This window comes from Saccharophagus sp. K07, from assembly GCF_014336955.1.
Lineage (GTDB): Bacteria > Pseudomonadota > Gammaproteobacteria > Pseudomonadales > Cellvibrionaceae > UBA5868.
The window spans coordinates 145,248-164,070 of sequence record NZ_QRAI01000006.1 but is presented as its reverse complement, the minus strand read 5'-3'; the positions used below and the strand labels follow the sequence as shown (position 1 = coordinate 164,070).

Sequence of the window (18,823 nt, the reverse complement as noted above, 5' to 3'; positions counted from 1 at the left end):
AAATCATCCGTTGGACTTTGCGCGCCAATAATCAAAGGAAAACCTGGTAGCAAGCGCTTATCACAAAGGAGTATAGACAAGGCCTATTAGGCCGCGAGGCGGGGAGCGGAAAAAAGCAAAAAAGTTTCAATTAGAATGGGTTAATTATAATTCTTGATAACAAAACAGGTTCACTTAAAAGGATGGCATAAGACCTGAAATGGAAACGTAGAGCCAGAACTAGGACCTTTATTCGTAGCGCAACACATCTGCCGGCCGGGTTCGGCTGGCGCGCCACGCGGGGTAGATAGTAGCCAAAAAGCTCATCAGCAAGGCTGTTACCGCGACCTGGGTAATATCACCCGGGGAGATTTCGATAGGAAGATAGGTCAGCGGGTATACATCCGACTTCAAAAATTGGGTGTCAAAAAGCAGTTCAAAAAGGCGCAGCAGCGGCTGCACCACCAGCGACAGCAACAATCCGAACACAACCCCTAGCACGGTACCGATTACGCCAATCAGCGTACCCTGCACCATAAAAATGGCCATGATGTCGCGCGTCGACGCCCCAAAGGTTCGCAAAATGGCGATATCGCCCTGCTTTTCCACTACCACCATTACCAGCGTAGAAACCACATTAAAGGCGGCAATGGCGACGATCAGGGACATCAATAAGGCCACCAGCTTTTTGGACATATGAATGGCCTGATACAAATTGCCATGGGTATTCAGCCAACTGGCGCCATAGTAATTTCTGCCGAGTTGAACCAGCGCTTTCCACACAATATCCCGCGCAGAAAACAGATCATCCACTTTTAAGCGCATACCTGTGACTTTGCTGGGTTCTGGGGTAAAACGCGCGACGCTGGCCAGATTACTAATGGCAAGTGAATTATCCAATTCGGTTTGCGTCTGCAAAATTTTCAGCAGGGTAAAATAGCCGATTCGCGGGGCAACACCGCCATTTTGATCCGGCACCACCAGCATTACCTGTTCGCCTTCTTGCACGCCGAGCCGCTGAGCAATAGCCTGCCCTAATACCAATTGATCATCCGCGGTCTGCAGATGTGTCATTGCGGCCTTCTCTAAAAACTCCTCCATGCGAGACACGCGCAACTCTTCCCTAGGTTCTATGCCGAATAAAACCACAGGTTCGGATTTACCCTGATAGGACACCAAACCCTCCAATTGCACGAAAGGCGCGGCGGCCAAAATACGCGGCTGTTCTTCCAATTGAGCCTGCAATTGTCGCCAATCATCTATGCCGCCCCGTTCATAAACTGCAGCTTGAGGAACCAGGGCGAGAATTTTTTCGCGCAATTCCCGATCGAAGCCATTCATGATCGATAGCACTGTGATCAAAAGGCCAACGCCCACCACCAAACCGGTGATAGAAACGCCGGAAAAAAAAGATACAAACTGATTTTTGCGCGGCGCGCCGGTATAGCGCAGGCCGATAAAAACTGGGAGCTTCATTCTGGCTCCACCTGTTTGAGAGTGCCTTCATCGAGTTCAAAAACCGAATCCATAGTGCGTGCAAATTGTATATCGTGCGTCACTACCACAAATGCGGTATCGATCTGCTCACTCAATTCCTGCATCAATGCTTGGATAGCGCGCGCATTTTTTCCATCGAGATTTCCTGTCGGCTCATCCATCAAAACGCAGGCGGGATTATTTGCAAGCGCACGCGCAATAGCCACACGCTGACGCTCGCCTCCGGATAATTGCGCGGGCTTGTGTGACTCGCGTTTTTCCAAGCCTACTTTCTGCAATAAATGCTGCGCACGTGCCAGAGCCTCTTGCTTGGCAACCCGCGCAATCAATAAAGGCATTGCCACATTTTCCAATGCGGTAAATTCCGCGAGCAGATGGTGGAATTGATAAACGAAACCGAGATATTGATTACGCAATTTGCCGCGCGCATTTTCCGACAGTTTGGAAAATGGCTGATCTTTCAGATACACAACACCGGCATCGGGTTGATCCAAGCCGCCCAGCACGTTCAATAAAGTGGATTTACCGGATCCTGAAGCACCGACAATCGCCACATGCTGACCTGCTTCCACGCGAAAACTGAGACCGCGCAATATTTGCAGCTGCTGAGGGCCCTGCTGGTAGCTCTTATCGATATTGTCGCAGTACAAAACACCACTCATGGCAATTCTCGGCTGGATCAAATGTTGTAGCGCAAAGCTTCAGCGGGAGCGATTTGCGAAGCGCGCCAAGCGGGATAACAGGTGACAAGGAAACTGATCAAGGCTGCACCACTACACACCCAGATCACATCGGACAACATCAGCTGCGAAGGCATGGTGGTCACAAAATAAACCGTCGGATCAAAAATCTGCGCCCCCAGAAATTCTTCTACAGCAGTCACCATAGTCGCCAAATTAAGCGCAACCAAAATTCCGAGCACCGCACCTATCACAATGCCCACTATGCCGATCACCGTGCCCTGTACCATAAAAATGCCGACGACCCCTGCTGCGGATAAACCCATAGTGCGCAACACGGCAATATCTGCGCGCTTTTCCGTAATCATCATGATCAAACTGGTGATGATATTGAACGCCGCCACGGCTATGACAATGCCGAGCATAAGACCAACTACGGCCTTTTCCATTTGAATGGCTTGAAACAGATTTCCCTGAGTTTCACTCCAGTCTTTGGTGATGTATTCAGGTCCGAGATCTTTTTCGATTTCGCTCAACTTGCGCGGTGCTGAATAAATATCGGCAAACCGCAAGCGCAAACCATCCACCCCGCCCTGCCGTCGCAGCAATTTTTGCGCGTCTTCAAAATGGAGCAAGGCGAGCGATTGATCGAGCTGCGCGCCGACTTCAAAAACGCCAACCACGGTAAAACGTTTGGTGCGGGGGAAAATTCCGGCGGGGGTTACAGAGACATCCGGCAAGGTGACTTGAACCTTATCACCCAAGGTCACACCCATATAACGGGCGAGCAGACTGCCGAGCACAATGTGATATTCACCCGGTCGCAAGTCATCAAGGTCGCCGACCAGCATATGCTGATGCACTACGGAGACACTCTGCTCTGCCTCCGGATCTATGCCCTGGATTTCCAGACCGTGCACACTGCCGTCGTAGGTCAAGAGCCCATGCCCTGCAACAAAAGGAGCGGCCCCCACAACATCAGCGCGACTCAGCACTCGATCGGCCACCGAACGCCAATCCTTGAGCGGTTCTTCAGTCTGGATAAACCCGTGCGGTATCACGCGCAAAATCCGGTCTTTCAGCTCCCGATCAAACCCATTCATGACCGACAGCACCACGATCAAAGCAAACACCCCAAGCGCCATTCCAATAAACGCAAACAGGCTGACGAACGAAATAAACGTATTCCGCCGCTTCGCCCAGGTGTAACGCAGGCCTATGTAAAAAGGTAGGAGTAGATTCATGGCGGGCATTAGAGCGGAATTTGTGGGGCAGGACAAGCTGGCGCGCACCTGCGCGACATCCGCAGTGCCAAAGCCTACAAAGAAGCGCACAAACGCAGCTTCAAAAAAGCCGCGCAATACCAGGAAGGCCGAGAGGTTCGCAATAGCCGCCGAGCTAGGGCCATGGAAAAGGATCAAAATTCGGTCGCCACTGGAAGAGACTTGGCAGAACGCGGAAATCGACGCTTTGATCAAACTCGCCAATGCCGGCGCAGCACCAATTTCTAACACAGCTTCAAAATGCGATACGAGATCATTTTCTGCTAGAGAGCCGCACAACAGATTATTTACTACCGGGGATATTGATATATGCGCGCCATTCGGCGGCTATTAGGGGGAAGGAAATCAGGAAGGTCAAAATCAGAAAAGTTAACCGGCACCTACGGCTGCTTGCTACATCATTTCGTCAAAGAAAAGTCCACCACGGGTTACTTAACTTAATAAGCAAACCTTTGCCTTGGCCATAAATAAAAACGGCCCCCGTAGGGGCCGTTTTATCAGTTCTAAAAAATTACCAACCAGTAATTTCTTTCAAACCGTTACCAATGTCCGCCAGACTGCGAACGGTTTTAACACCGGCATCTTGCAGAGCGGCGAATTTCTCGTCCGCCGTACCTTTACCACCGGAAATGATGGCGCCAGCGTGGCCCATGCGTTTTCCTGGAGGAGCAGTTACACCTGCGATGTAAGAAACAACCGGCTTGGTTACATTGGCTTTGATAAAGGCAGCGGCTTCTTCTTCAGCAGTACCACCGATTTCACCGATCATGACGATCGCTTCGGTTTGCGGATCGTTTTGGAAGAGTTTCAGGATATCGATGAAGCTGGAACCTGGGATAGGGTCACCACCGATACCAACGCAGCTGGATTGGCCGAAACCGAAGTCAGTAGTTTGTTTAACAGCTTCGTAAGTCAAAGTACCAGAGCGAGAAACGATACCGACTTTACCTGGCTTGTGGATGTGGCCAGGCATAATGCCGATTTTGCACTCACCAGGAGTGATCACACCTGGGCAGTTGGGGCCGATCAGACGCACGCCGAGTTCGTCACACTTCACTTTGCACTGGAGCATATCCAGAGTCGGGATACCTTCAGTGATACACACGATCAGTTTTACACCGCTGTGTGCAGCTTCCAAAATGGAGTCTTTACAGAAAGGAGCTGGAACGTAGATAACAGAGGCGTCCGCACCAGTTTGTTCAACCGCTTCCGCCATAGTGTTGAATACAGGCAAGCCCAGATGTGTTTGACCGCCTTTACCTGGGGTTACACCACCAACCATTTTGGTGCCGTATGCAATGGCTTGTTCGGAGTGAAAGGTACCTTGAGCACCTGTAAAACCCTGACACAAAACCTTGGTGTCTTTGTTAATTAAAATGCTCATTATTTACCCTCCGCCGCTTTAACAACCAGTTGCGCCGCATCTGTCAGCGTTTTTGCAGGAATGATATTCAAACCGCTTTCTGCCAGAACTTTTGCACCCAGCTCGGCATTGTTACCTTCGAGACGGACAACTACAGGCACTTGCACACCAACTTCGTTTACTGCGCCGATCACACCATCGGCGATCAAGTCGCAACGCACGATACCGCCGAAAATGTTGATCAATACAGCTTTAACATTTTTGTCGGACAGAATGATTTTGAACGCTTCAACCACACGCTCTTTGGTTGCACCACCGCCCACGTCGAGGAAGTTGGCAGGACGGCCGCCGTGCAATTTAACGATGTCCATAGTACCCATCGCCAAACCAGCACCGTTCACCATGCAACCGATATTGCCATCGAGTGCAACGTAGTTGATTTCCCATTTGGCAGCGTGAGCTTCACGCTCATCTTCCTGGGAAGGATCGTGCATATCTCGGATTTTTGGCTGACGGTACAAAGCGTTGCCGTCGATATTAATTTTGCCGTCCAGGCAGTGCAGGTTGCCTTCAGAGGTAATGACCAGCGGATTGATTTCCAACAGCGAGAAATCGTAATCGTGGAACATTTTGGACAAGCCCAGGAAAAGATCAGTGAATTGCTTAACCTGTTTTCCTTCCAAACCAAGTTTGAACGCCAATTCACGAGCCTGGTATGGCTGCGCGCCAGTCAGCGGATCAATCACCGCCTTCAGGATTTTTTCTGGTGTTTCATGAGCGACTTTTTCGATTTCAACACCGCCTTCGGTGGAAGCCATAAACACAACGCGGCGAGATGAACGATCGACAACCGCGCCTAAATACAGCTCTTTGGCGATATCGGTGCAAGCTTCAACCAGAATTCTGCTTACAGGCTGGCCGCGCTCATCTGTTTGGTAGGTCACCAGGCGGTTACCCAACCATTTTTTAGCGAACTCCTCGATTTCTGCTTTGGAGGAAACCAGCTTCACACCACCAGCCTTACCACGACCACCAGCGTGAACCTGGGCTTTTACCACCCATTTGTCACCGCCGATAATGTTTGCGGCGTTGGCAGCTTCTGAAGGAGTTTCTGCCGCGATTCCCTTGGAAACGGGCAGGCCGTATTCAGCAAAAAGCTGTTTTGCCTGATATTCATGCAAATTCATGATTGTTTTCCGTTGGTTGATGCGTTTCCAAATAAGGACGTGGCAGCACGCTTCCTAATCTGGTAACACTGAGTTGAACAACTGGAACTTCGGCGGGTAATGCCTAATTCCCAACAATTTATTGCAAAAGGGTCGAATAACCACCCGCTTTTTCCGATCCTGATTTGCAAAAGGCGCAAGACGATTTTTGATCATCGTTGCGCCTAAGATTTGCGACTTTGCAGTCGTCTGGTTTTTACTTGCGTTTGCGGTTGGTCATGTGGATAGCGTGACCGTGAACCGCCAAAGCAGCTTCGTGAACAGCTTCCGACAAGGTCGGGTGACCGAACACCATCATGCCGAGATCTTCCGCGCTGGAACCGAATTCCATCGCGATAGCGACCTGCTGCACCAGATCCGCCGCGCTGGGGCCAACGATATGGCAACCGAGGATGCGGTCGGTTTTGGCATGAGCGATGATTTTAACGAAGCCGTCTTTTTCGTTAGCAGCCAAAGCTCGGCCGATAGCTGCAAACGGGAAAACGCCAACGTTGTATTCTTCGCCTTCTGCTTTCAATTTCTCTTCCGTTTTACCAACGGAAGCAATTTCAGGGTGCGTATAAATGACGTTCGGAATGATGTCGTAATTCATCACGGTTTTTTGCCCGGCGATACGCTCCGCAACCATCACCCCTTCTTCTGACCCTTTGTGAGCCAGCATAGGACCGCGCACCACGTCACCGATTGCCCATACGCCAGGCGCACTGGTTGAGCACAAATCGTTGACGTAAATAAAGCCGCGTTCATCCAATTTAACGCCGCTGTCTTCGGCCAATAAGCCTTGGGTAAATGGACGGCGACCAACGCAAACAATCAACTTGTCGAAGGTTTCTTTCTGTTCCTTGCCTTCTTTATCGGTATAGGTCACTTCCACTTCTTTTTTGCCGCCTTTTTCCTGCACTTTAGTGCCAGTTACACGGCAGCTGAGGCGAATATCCAAACCTTGTTTGGTCAGGATCTTTTGCGCTTCTTTGGCAACCTGCTGATCCATCATCGCCAGGAAGTTGTCCATGGCTTCCAAACATACGACTTTGGCACCGAGACGGTTCCATACAGAACCCAATTCCAAACCAATAACCCCAGCACCGATCACGCCCAGGCGCTCTGGCACTTCCGAAAACTCAAGCGCACCAGTGGAGTCGACGATGACATCACCATCAACCGGCGCAACCGGAATATTCACCGGAATAGAACCGGACGCCAAAATGACGTTTTCGGCTTCGAGAATCTGCTCTTTTCCTTCGAAGTCAACAAATTGGACCTTTTTACCTGCCAACAATTTGCCGGTGCCGTACAGCGCAGTCACTTTATTGCCCATAAACAGACCAGCGATACCGCCAGTCAACTGCTTAACGATGGCCTCTTTGCGCGCGATCATCGAAGGAACGTCGATTTTCACACCGTCGGCGCTAATGCCGTGAACGCCGAAATCCGCTTTCGCTTCGTGATATTTGTAGGAGCTGTCCAACAGAGCTTTGGAAGGAATACAACCGACGTTCAGGCAAGTACCGCCGTTAACGCCCTTTCCTTCCTTGTTTTTCCACTTTTCGATACAAGCGGTTTTCAGGCCCAGTTGCGCGGCGCGAATCGCAGCCACATAACCCGCCGGTCCGGAGCCAATGACGATAACGTCGTATTTTGTTGACATAGGTTTTATCCCCAAGTGTTTTGTTGTCTCTCAGGAACACTTCTAAAAACCGCAAAGATTTTTAGCCGCGCCCTTTTCGGGTGAAGGGGTTGCGACGCAACCCCGCGACAGATGGTGAAAATTAGACTTCCAACAAAATGCGCGCTGGATCTTCGATCATGTCTTTAATGGCAACCAAGAATTGCACGGCTTCTTTTCCATCGATCAAACGGTGGTCGTAAGAAAGCGCCAAGTACATCATGGGCAGAATTTCTACCTTGCCGTTAACCGCCATTGGACGCTCTTGGATTTTGTGCATACCCAAAATGGCTGCCTGAGGAGGATTCAGGATAGGCGTGGACATCAGCGAGCCGAACACTCCACCGTTGGTAATGGTGAAGGTTCCACCAGTCATTTCCTCAATGCCCAGTTTGCCGTCGCGTGCACGCGTACCAAAATCGCGGATGGCGTTCTCGATTTCTGCGAGACTCATATTCTCCGCGTTGCGCAGAACAGGGACTACCAGGCCTTTATCGGTAGAAACAGCAACACCGATATCTTGATAGCCGTGATAAACGATATCGTTGCCATCAATAGATGCGTTAACTGCGGGAATGCGACGCAGCGCTTCAACTGCAGCCTTGACAAAAAAGCCCATGAAACCGAGTTTGGTACCTTTGTGTGCTTTTTCGAATTGATCTTTGTAACGGCTGCGCAGCGCCATCACCGGCCCCATGTTCACCTCGTTGAAGGTGGTCAACATGGCGGTGCTTTGTTTGGCGTCGAGCAAACGTTCAGCGATACGCGCGCGCAGACGAGTCATAGGCACGCGTTTTTCGATGCGCTGACCTTGACCTTCCAACACTGGAGCTCCGGCAACAGAAGCTTTGGGAGCATCCGCTTTGGCTGGTGCTTTAGCGGATTTTTCGTAGTTGACGATATCTTCTTTGGTGATACGACCGTCGCGACCAGTCCCAGCCACTTTGGAGAGATCTATGCCTTTCTCGCTCGCCAATTTCTGCGCCGCGGGATTTACCAATCCAGCTGCGCTGCTTGCGCTAGAAGAAGATGAAGAAGCGGCAGCTGCGCTGGAAGCTGATTCAGCTGACGCAGAGGACGCGCTGCTGGCGGCTGCGCCTTCGGTGATTTGAGCAATAGTTTCGTTGCTCAGAACGGTTTCGCCCTGTCCTTTGAAAATTTTGGCGATCACGCCGTCGGCGGGAGCCACTACTTCCAAAGTAACTTTGTCGGTTTCAATGTCGACTACCAGTTCGTCTCGAGCGACGGTATCACCTTCTTTTTTATACCAAGTGGCAATAGTGCCGTCTTGTACGGATTCTGGAAACGTGGGGGCTTTAATTTCAATGGTCATTCCGGTTTCGTCCTTCTGTTAAGGCTCATATTTGGCGGGCGTAGCGCACCCTTGGCAAAGCGATTTCTTCATGTAACAGCGCATGTCCCTAAGCTCAGCGACACAAGACGGAGGGTCAGATTGCTTTCCAAGTTGGACAAATCATCTGCCGGGGCAACCGCCGCGCCGCAATCGTATCCGGTGAAATTGCACACAGGCTGAATCAGCCTGTGTTATACCGTCACATCCAGAGCGGCGTTGATAAATTTGTTTTGCTCCTCGACGTGTGTCGACATATATCCGGCAGCGGGAGCGGACGAAGCGGCGCGACCCGCATACCGTAAAAAGGCGTCAGAGTTTACCCTATCCAACACTCGCTTCATACGGTGCTGGCTCGAATACCACGCACCTTGGTTCTTCGGCTCTTCCTGACACCACACAATGTCGGTTACATGTTCGAATGGCTTAAGCGCCAGACGCAGATCTTCTTCAGGGAACGGATACAGCTGTTCAATGCGAATCAAGGCCACGTCTTGCTGCTGTCGCTCTTCGCGCGCTTCAAACAGGTGGTAATAGACTTTACCGCTGCACAAGATAACGCGTTTAACCTTCGACGGATCTACAGTGTTATCTCCGATAACCGTCTGGAAGCTGCCGTGCGCCAGCTCTTCCAAAGTGGAAGTAGCAAGCTTGTGGCGCAAGATCCATTTGGGGCTCATGACCACCAGCGGACGTCGCATCGGCCGAATCGCTTGACGGCGCAGCATATGGAATACCTGTGCTGGCGTAGTGGGGATGCACACTTGGATATTGTGCTCCGCGCAGAGTTGCATAAAGCGCTCGAGACGAGCAGATGAGTGCTCAGGCCCCTGCCCTTCATAGCCGTGAGGCAACAGCAGAGTCAAACCGCACAAACGCCCCCACTTGTGCTCCCCACTGGTAATAAATTGGTCGATCACAACCTGCGCACCGTTGGCGAAGTCACCGAATTGCGCCTCCCAAATAACCAAGGCGTTAGGCGTTGTAGTGGCGTAGCCATATTCAAACGCCAATACCGCTTCTTCAGAAAGGAATGAGTCATAAATAGCGAATGGTGGCTGCCCTTCGTAAAGGTTTTGCAGCGGGATATAGGTCTCGCCCGTTTTCTGACTGTGAATGACTGCATGACGGTGGGAGAAGGTACCCCGACCAACGTCCTGCCCGGTAATACGTACGCGATAGCCCTGCTCCAGCAATGTCGCGTAGGCCATGGTTTCTGCCATACCCCAGTTGATTGGCAGAGCGCCGCGCGCCATTTTCAGGCGGTCTTCATAAATTTTGCTCACCTGCTTCTGCACGACGATTCCGTCGGGGATCTGACAGGCTTTCTCTGCTACGTCTTGCAGAGCTTTGAGGTCATAACCTGTATCAGCAGGTGTCTGCCAATCGTGGCCAAGATAGGGCGTCCAATCGACAAACAAGGTTCTGTCCGGCTCACTGACCAGTCCGCGGGCAACGTGTTCGCCTCGGTCCAACGCCGCGCGATATTCAGTGGACATTTCTTCTACTTGTTGCTCAGTCACCACGTTTTCAGTGACCAAACGCTCTGCATACAGAGTACGTGTCGTCTTGTGTTTGCGGATGATGTTGTACATCACCGGTTGGGTTGCTGACGGCTCGTCGGTCTCGTTGTGACCACGGCGGCGGTAGCACACCAGATCGATCACCACGTCTTTCTTGAATTCGTTGCGGTAATCCATCGCCAAACGCGCAGCAAAAACTACCGCTTCCGGATCGTCGCCATTCACGTGCAGGATCGGCGCTTCGATCATTTTGGCTACGTCGGTGCAGTAATCCGTGGAGCGGGCGTCTTCTTTGCGGCTAGTGGTGAAGCCAACTTGGTTGTTGATGACGATATGAACCGTTCCGCCAGTCTTGTAGGCGCGAGTCTGCGACATCTGGAACGTTTCCATAACGACGCCCTGGCCTGCGAAGGCAGCGTCGCCGTGAATAACAACGGGCACAACTTTCGTTCCCACGACGTCTTGACGACGATCCTGGCGAGCTCGTACCGAGCCTTCCACCACAGGAGAAACGATTTCCAGGTGTGAAGGGTTGAATGCCATGGCCAAGTGCATCTCGCCACCGGGCGTCATGACGTTGGAAGAGAAACCTTGGTGGTACTTCACGTCACCGGAGGTGTCGACGAGTTTCTTACCTTCGAACTCGTTGAACAGCTCGGCCGGGTTTTTACCCAAAATATTGACGAGCGTATTTAGACGGCCGCGGTGTGCCATGCCGATAACCATCTCTTTAGCGCCGTAAGTGCCAGCGCGCTTGATGATCTCGTCCAACATGGGGATAAGACTTTCACCACCTTCCAGCCCGAAGCGTTTGGTACCGGGGTATTTACTGTCGAGGTGACGTTCCAAACCTTCTGCAGCAGTCAAGCTTTGCAGAATCGAAACTTTTTCCGCCGGGTCGAGCATCGGCGTCGAACGCTGGCTTTCCAGGCGGTTCAGCAGCCATTTGCGCTCGGTGAAATTGGTGATGTGCATGACCTCAGCGCCGATGGTGCCGCAATAGGTCTTTTCCAAATCCGCAATAATGTCGCGCAAAGGCGCTTCTGCTTTGCCGAAGGACAAATCGCCAGTTTGGAATACCAAATCCAAATCTGCCGCTGTCAAACCGTGAAATTGCAGATCCAGTTCTGCCAGATTGGAAGGCTTTGCCAGTCCAAGAGGATCCAATTTGGCTTTCTTATGACCGCTCAAACGATAGGCATTGACGAGTTGCACCACCTCGACTTGCTTGCGCTCGTATTTAACATCCGCCGAACCTGCCCCAGGCGCCAACATCGGGCGCGACCGGCTTTTGCCCAGCTCTTCGAAGTATTCGATGATTTCGGAGTGCGGAATATCGTTAGTGACTACACCATCGACACGAGGAAGTTGCTCGAAATAAGCGCGCCATTCGCTCGATACGGAGCTGGGATCGCGCAAAAAGGACTCGTAAAGCTCCTCAACGTAAGCGGCATTACCGCCGGAGAGATGGGAGGTGCTCCAGAGAAGTTCCATTAAACTTTGCTGCATTGTTTTCCACCTGGTTCGGACTACAGAGCGCTAAACGCGACGATGTCGGCTAAATTTCAGCAGGCTGATGACAGCGTTTTGAACGGATCATTGGCCTGTTCCGGCTTATATCAGCCACCCGTCCAAGGCTGCGCTGATGTGCAAAACCCCGCACAGGCGGGGCACTCGAATTATCCAACTTCAGATCAAATAGCCGTTTCGATCTGGACTGACTTCACTCACGCGGCGAGATCATACACCGCGTTGCAACAACATATTGCGAATGTGGCCGATTGCGCGTGTTGGGTTGAGGCCTTTCGGACAAACCGCAACACAGTTTTGAATTCCATGGCAACGGAATACGCTGAAGGGATCATCCAGCTTGCTCAGGCGATGCTCAGTCGCGGTGTCGCGGCTGTCTGCCAGGAAACGGTACGCCTGCAATAAACCAGCAGGACCGATGAATTTGTCGGGGTTCCACCAGAATGATGGGCAGCTGGTTGAACAGCACGCACACAAAATACATTCATAGAGGCCATCCAACTTCTCGCGATCTTCAGGCGATTGCAGACGCTCAATCGCAGGTGCTGGAGTATGGTTCTGCAAATAGGGCTCGATTTTGCGGTATTGCTCGTAGAACTGCGACATGTCGACGACCAAATCGCGGATCACCGGCAGACCTGGCAGAGGACGCAGTACCAAACGACCCTTTTTCACCACAGTGGACAAAGGAGTGATACACGCCAAACCATTTTTGCCCGAGATATTCAAACCGTCGGAACCGCAAACACCTTCGCGGCAAGAGCGGCGAAAGGCCAAGGTCGGGTCTTGCGCCTTCAACAGCTCAAGCACGTCCAAAACCATCAAGTCCTTACCTTGAGTGTTCACCTCATATGTCTTCATATAAGGTGCTTTATCGGTTTCCGGGTTGTAACGATACACTTCAACTTTCAACATACTTTGACCCTTTTACCTCACTCGATTAATAGGTACGGACTTTGGGTTCGAAAGCCTTCATAGTCTTGGGCGCAAAGTTCACTGCGCGCTTGCCAACACGTTTTTCCGCAGGGAAATACAGTGAGTGGCACAACCAGTTCTGGTCATCGCGCTCTTGATAATCTTCACGCGCATGAGCACCGCGGGATTCTTTGCGAGCTTCAGCTGCGATCGCAGTCGCTTCGGCAACTTCGAACAAGTTCTGCACCTCAAGCGCTTCGATACGTGCGGTATTGAAGGTTTGACTCTTGTCCTGCAGCCACAAATTCTCAACTCGACTGCGCAACGCGGCCAGCTGTTTGATGCCTTCCTGCATATATTCGCCTTTGCGGAAAACACCAAAGTAATTCTGCATGATGGTCTGCAGATCTTTGCGTACCACAGAGGCAGATTCACCTGATTTGGATTCATTCAGGCGATTGAGACGCGCCATGGCAGCGTCGATATCGCTGTCACTGGCTGGGCGATATTCCACCCCTTCGCGCAACGCTTTTTCGATATACATACCGGAAGCTCGGCCGAATACCACCAAGTCGAGCAGCGAGTTGCCGCCGAGGCGGTTAGCGCCGTGAACAGATACGCAAGCGACTTCGCCACAAGCATAGAAGCCATCGATCACTTTGTCGTTGCCGCTGGCGTCTTGGGTCAAAGCTTGACCATCAATATTGGTAACAATTCCACCCATCATGTAGTGGCAGGTCGGCACAACCGGGATGGGTTCTTTGACTGGATCCGCGTGAGCGAAGGTACGAGAAAGCTCCAGAATGCCTGGCAATTTCTCATTCAGGGTTTTCTCACCCAGGTGATCCAGCTTCAGGTAAACGTGGTCACCATTAGGACCACAACCGCGACCTTCGAGAATTTCCATGATCATGGAGCGAGCAACAACGTCGCGTCCCGCCAAGTCTTTGGCATTCGGAGCATAACGCTCCATAAAACGCTCGCCATTTTTATTGATCAGATAACCGCCCTCACCGCGGCAACCTTCTGTGACCAGAACACCAGCGCCGGCAATACCGGTCGGGTGGAACTGCCACATTTCGATATCTTGCACAGGGAAGCCTGCGCGCAATGCCATACCAACGCCGTCACCTGTGTTGATGTGAGCATTGGTGGTTGACGCGTAAATACGACCGGCGCCACCAGTTGCAAACACAGTCGCCCGGGAACGGATATAAACAACTTCACCATCTTCCATATTGATGGCGATAACACCAACGACTGCGCCGTCCTGGTTTTTCACCAGATCAACAGCAAACCATTCGTTGAGGAAAACCGTATTGTTTTTGACGTTTTGCTGATAGAGGGTGTGCAACAACGCGTGACCGGTACGGTCAGCCGCAGCGCAGGTACGCGCTGCTTGGCCACCGCGCCCGAAGTCTTTGGACTGACCACCAAACGGGCGCTGATAAATCCGGCCGTTTTCGGTACGCGAGAAAGGCAGGCCCATATGCTCCAGTTCAAATACGGCCTCTGGGCCGACGGAGCACATGTATTCAATTGCATCCTGGTCGCCGATGTAGTCTGACCCTTTTACGGTGTCATACATGTGCCAACGCCAGTCGTCATTGGGGTCCGCGCTGGCAATGGCGCAGGTGATGCCGCCTTGGGCAGAAACTGTGTGAGATCGAGTCGGGAAAACTTTGGTTACAACAGCAGTCTTAAAGCCGGATTGAGCCATTTGCAGCGCTGCTCGCATACCCGCGCCGCCGCCGCCTACCACTATGCCGTCGAAACTGATTGTGCGCATATTAGCCATTTAAGTTAAAACCCCCAGAGAATTTCTAAACCCCAGACGAGGTACGACAAGGTCACCAGCGCATATGCGCTGAGGGCCAGAATGCGCAGAGTCAGCGCCTTTTTGCCCATCATGCGATCCGTCACATAGTCTGTAAGAACGGCCCACAAACCAATCCAGCCGTGGCCAGCAACACTGATTAATGCGAGAAAACTGAAAATGCGCATCCATTGCTGGTCGAACAGGTTACGCCAGGTTGCGTAATCCAATTGCGGATGCGAGGCGATAAAAGCAACTATGAAAATTGTATAAGCAGCCAGAACAATTGCGCTGACTCGTTGAAAAACCCAGTCAAAGAGCCCGCTACGGCCCAGGTTTGTTACCGCCGTTACCATACTAACCACCCCGCTGCTGCCAGAATCAATACAATTGCAACCACTAACGCCAACTTGGCTCCGCGCTGTCCGCCTTCCAATGACTCGCCAATTCCGAGATCCATAAATAAGTGGCGAATGCCCATTACCATGTGATAGGCCAAAGCAGCCAAGACAGCCCAAAGGACAAGCTTCACTACTGGGTTGGCCAGGCATTCTTGCAGCTGATTAAAGCTTTCTTCAGATGTCAGACTTGCATCCAACAACCACATCAACACCAGAATTCCGCCCAACAGAACGACGCCAGAAATACGGTGCGTAATGGAAACGATCGCGGTGATGGGAAATTTAATGGTGGACAGATCTAAATTGACTGGTCTTTTCGTGTTCACAGTGCGTTTATACCTTTTGCTATGGTTGCAATATACCGTCGGTTAAAGGTCAATCCGTCGTACTACGTATTTAAGGGAGCAATAGACGACTCAGAGCGAGTCGGGTAAATGGAAGGCCGCACGTTTGTGCATCTTTGCCCAGTTGACCTTAATAAAAGCAAACAAGGCAAAAGTTGAGAAAACAAGCGCGGTTACGCCTCTCAAAAACGCGCCGAATTATAGTTAGGTGCCTAGGAAAACACAAACAAATTGACACCCAATTCCCCTTGTTTTTCCGGAACTTAATTGAATAAACGCATCAAAACGGCCTAATCGAAAAAATTATGCACCTTAAAGTCGCAGTAGTCTGGGTTCCTCAACTCAAAAACAGATCAAGGACTTAAAGATAGACATTTAAAATAGAATTCGCCTCCGTAGACCTACCCCAAAGCAAAGGCTTTTCTCTATACTAAGCCGCGTCCGGCAATGATCGTTGCATAGAACAAGGCGCTCAGGATGTCGATGTTTGCAGCGCCACCGCAAACTCGATGGTTCCCCCAAGTCTCTCATGCACCCCCTCCGGCGATACATCCGGAAGGAATCTTCCGGTTCCCCGGCAACTCACTTTGCTGACTCCTTCTTTGTTTGGCTACTTCAGCCACGACAACGGTTGCGCGCCAGATCCGCAAGAAGGACAGGTTGCCGGAACCACTTGTATGCTCTTTGAAAGAGTGTTTTGATGGCGCACTTGCAAACCCTGGGGCATAAAGTCTTTTACTACATTAGTTACAGGAGTCCGTAATGACTGATAAGAAAGCACACCTTACGGTCGACGGTTTGAACGAAAGTATTGAGCTGCCGGTCTACTCTGGCAGCGTCGGCCCGGACGTGATTGACGTCCGCGCGCTCACCGGAAAAGGTTTTTTTACCTATGATCCGGGTTTCGTTTCCACCGCGTCATGTGAATCCAAAATAACCTACATTGATGGCGATAAAGGTGTCCTTCTACACCGCGGTTACCCCATCGAAGTTCTCGCGGAGAAGTCAGACTACCTGGAAACCTGTTACCTGCTGCTCCACGGAGAGCTGCCCAATCAAAAACAATACGACGAATTCGTGGATGTCATTACTCACCACACCATGGTGCACGAATCGATCTCCCGCTTCTTCCAAGGCTTCCATCACAACTCTCACCCAATGGCTATCATGTGTGGTGTGGTTGGAGCTTTGTCTGCGTTTTATCACGACTCGCTGGACATCAATAATCCACAACACCGGCTGATCTCTGCCCATCGCCTGATCGCCAAAATGCCGACCTTGGCTGCCATGTGCTACAAACACCACATAGGTCAGCCCTTCATGTACCCCAAAAATGACCTGAGCTATTCCGAAAACTTCCTCCACATGATGTTCGGCACACCATGTGAAGATCCTAAGGTGAACCCGGTGCTGGCGAAGGCAATGGACCGTATTTTCCTGCTGCACGCGGACCACGAGCAAAATGCGTCCACCTCGACAGTACGCTTGGCAGGCTCTTCTGGTGCCAACCCCTTTGCGTGTATCGCTGCCGGTATTGCCACTTTGTGGGGACCTGCCCACGGCGGTGCCAACGAGGCGGTATTGGATATGCTGGAAGAAATTGGCGATGTGAAAAACATCGACAAGTTCATCGCAAAAGCGAAGGACAAAAACGACCCATTCCGCTTGATGGGCTTTGGTCACCGGGTTTACAAAAACTTCGACCCACGCGCCAAAGTCATGAAGCAGACTTGCGACGAAGTTTTGGCAGAGCTCGGATTGGAAGACGATCCGCTGCTGAAAATCGCCAAGCGCCTCGAACAAATTGCCCTGGAAGACGATTATTTCGTGCAGAAGAAGCTCTACCCCAACGTGGACTTCTATTCCGGCATCATCATGAAGGCTATTGGAATTCCAACGGAAATGTTCACTGTGATTTTTGCCACTGGCCGCACCGTTGGCTGGATTGCGCATTGGCACGAAATGATTTCCGAAGGCTTCAAAATCGGTCGTCCGCGCCAGCTTTATACCGGCTACACAACTCGCGACTTTACTGCGCGCGACAAGCGCTAAACTCGCACACTTCTTCCATTTTTTAACGCCCCGCTTACGGGGCGTTTTTATTTCAGCCAACCGCTTTTTATTGGTTAAAAATCACTCTCTCCAAATAACGTAACGCTCATCGGGCTCAGGCGGGTTCCCCCAAGGCTTTCCACGAAGTTATCCACAGATATTGTGGATGGCGCAAACTCCCACCCTACCGCCCATCCAGCAGCTTTTAGTGATACATTGGCCCGCACCTTACCTAAGGAGTCTCGATATGAAATACAACAATATCCTCGAAACCATCGGCAATACTCCTCACATTCGCATCAATCATCTGTTCCGTCCGGATTTGGAAGTGTGGATGAAAGCGGAACGCTTCAATCCTGGCGCAAGCATTAAAGATCGCATTGCCTTGACCATGATCGAAGAGGCGGAAAAAGCCGGAATCATTAATCGTGAAACCGTCATTATTGAACCCACCTCCGGCAACACGGGTATTGGCTTGGCAATGGTGGCCGCAGTTAAGGGCTACAGACTCATTCTGACCATGCCAGAATCCATGTCAGTCGAACGCCGCAAATATATGAAGGCGTTGGGTGCAGAACTCGTCTTAACACCCAAAGAAAACGGCATGGGAGGCGCTATTGCGAAGGCCCAGGAACTGTTGCAGCAACACAGCAACAGCTGGATGCCGCAACAATTTGAAAACCCCGCCAATATCGAAGCTCACCGAACGACAACCGCGCAGGAGATTCTCGCTGACTTCAGTGATGGTCTCGATTATTTGATCACTGGTGTCGGCACCGGCGGTCACATAACCGCGTGCAGCGAAGTTTTGAAAAAAACTTTTCCTAATTTAAAAACCTTTGCCGTGGAGCCGGAAAAATCTCCGGTGATCAGCGGAGGAGAAAAAGGTCTTCACAGAATTCAGGGAATAGGTGCTGGTTTTGTACCGAAAAATCTGCGCAAAGAAGTTTTGGACGGAACCATTCTGGTTAAAGATGAGGATGCCTTCGAAATGGCCCGCCAGTGCGCGCAAAAAGAAGGGATACTTGTGGGAATTTCTTCTGGAGCCAGCCTTGCAGCCTTGAAAAACAAACAGGCAGAAATCCCTTCCGGAAGCCGCGTGCTGGTTTTCAGTTACGACACTGGCGAACGCTATCTTTCTATCGAGGATCTGTTTTAAAAACACCAACAGAAGGTGCATCAACCGATTGCACCTTC

Annotated in this window: 14 protein-coding genes; 2 read left to right on the top strand and 12 right to left on the bottom strand. The window is 51.2% G+C overall.

The genetic code is table 11. The annotated features are described in order from the left end of the window. Positions 1-228 precede the first annotated feature (228 nt). The 12 genes from DWB84_RS16880 to sdhC all read right to left on the bottom strand — a co-directional run bounded on the left by DWB84_RS16880 (position 229) and on the right by sdhC (position 15,556). Positions 229-1,455: a lipoprotein-releasing ABC transporter permease subunit gene (locus DWB84_RS16880; protein ID WP_187410984.1), complete on the bottom strand. Its 1,227-nt coding sequence runs from the start codon at positions 1,453-1,455 to the stop codon at positions 229-231. Further along, positions 1,452-2,138: a lipoprotein-releasing ABC transporter ATP-binding protein LolD gene (gene lolD, locus DWB84_RS16875; RefSeq protein ID WP_222868238.1), complete on the bottom strand. Its 687-nt coding sequence runs from the start codon at positions 2,136-2,138 to the stop codon at positions 1,452-1,454. Before lolD ends, DWB84_RS16880 begins: the two co-directional genes overlap by 4 nt. Positions 2,139-2,155: 17 nt before the next feature. Then, complete coding sequence (locus tag DWB84_RS16870; RefSeq protein WP_370589741.1) at positions 2,156-3,670, bottom strand: lipoprotein-releasing ABC transporter permease subunit; 1,515 nt, start codon at positions 3,668-3,670, stop codon at positions 2,156-2,158. Between the two features lie 280 nt (positions 3,671-3,950). Beyond that, positions 3,951-4,823: a succinate--CoA ligase subunit alpha gene (gene sucD, locus DWB84_RS16860; protein WP_187410982.1), complete on the bottom strand. Its 873-nt coding sequence runs from the start codon at positions 4,821-4,823 to the stop codon at positions 3,951-3,953. Then, on the bottom strand, positions 4,823-5,989 hold the full coding sequence (sucC, locus tag DWB84_RS16855; RefSeq protein WP_187410981.1) for an ADP-forming succinate--CoA ligase subunit beta: 1,167 nt from the start codon (positions 5,987-5,989) through the stop codon (positions 4,823-4,825). The genes sucD and sucC overlap by 1 nt, the downstream gene beginning before the upstream one ends. A gap of 235 nt (positions 5,990-6,224) precedes the next feature. Next, entirely contained in the window at positions 6,225-7,676 is a 1,452-nt protein-coding gene (gene lpdA / locus DWB84_RS16850; protein WP_187410980.1) for a dihydrolipoyl dehydrogenase, read from the bottom strand. Positions 7,677-7,797: 121 nt separating this feature from the next. Then, entirely contained in the window at positions 7,798-9,027 is a 1,230-nt protein-coding gene (gene odhB, locus DWB84_RS16845) for a 2-oxoglutarate dehydrogenase complex dihydrolipoyllysine-residue succinyltransferase (protein ID WP_187410979.1), read from the bottom strand. 212 nt (positions 9,028-9,239) lie between these two features. Further along, complete coding sequence (locus DWB84_RS16840; protein ID WP_187410978.1) at positions 9,240-12,077, bottom strand: 2-oxoglutarate dehydrogenase E1 component; 2,838 nt, start codon at positions 12,075-12,077, stop codon at positions 9,240-9,242. Positions 12,078-12,308: 231 nt separating this feature from the next. Continuing rightward, the gene (locus tag DWB84_RS16835; RefSeq protein WP_187410977.1) at positions 12,309-13,013 is read right to left on the bottom strand and encodes a succinate dehydrogenase iron-sulfur subunit; all 705 of its coding nucleotides are present in this window, start codon (positions 13,011-13,013) and stop codon (positions 12,309-12,311) included. A gap of 25 nt (positions 13,014-13,038) precedes the next feature. Beyond that, positions 13,039-14,811 carry a succinate dehydrogenase flavoprotein subunit gene (gene sdhA, locus DWB84_RS16830; RefSeq protein WP_187410976.1) on the bottom strand — a complete coding sequence of 591 codons (1,773 nt, stop codon included), beginning with the start codon at positions 14,809-14,811 and terminating at the stop codon, positions 13,039-13,041. Between the two features lie 5 nt (positions 14,812-14,816). Further along, positions 14,817-15,185, bottom strand: a complete 369-nt coding sequence (gene sdhD, locus DWB84_RS16825; RefSeq protein ID WP_187410975.1) for a succinate dehydrogenase, hydrophobic membrane anchor protein — start codon at positions 15,183-15,185, stop codon at positions 14,817-14,819. After that, positions 15,179-15,556, bottom strand: coding sequence for a succinate dehydrogenase, cytochrome b556 subunit (gene sdhC / locus DWB84_RS16820; protein ID WP_187410974.1), 378 nt, complete (start codon positions 15,554-15,556; stop codon positions 15,179-15,181). The genes sdhD and sdhC overlap by 7 nt, the downstream gene beginning before the upstream one ends. Positions 15,557-16,336: 780 nt before the next feature. Here sdhC and gltA point away from each other — a divergent pair. Then, positions 16,337-17,626 (top strand): citrate synthase, encoded by a 1,290-nt coding sequence (gene gltA / locus DWB84_RS16815; protein ID WP_187410973.1) that lies wholly within the window; start codon positions 16,337-16,339, stop codon positions 17,624-17,626. A 247-nt stretch (positions 17,627-17,873) separates the two neighbouring features. Continuing rightward, the gene (gene cysK / locus DWB84_RS16810; protein ID WP_187410972.1) at positions 17,874-18,785 is read left to right on the top strand and encodes a cysteine synthase A; all 912 of its coding nucleotides are present in this window, start codon (positions 17,874-17,876) and stop codon (positions 18,783-18,785) included. Positions 18,786-18,823 lie beyond the last annotated feature (38 nt).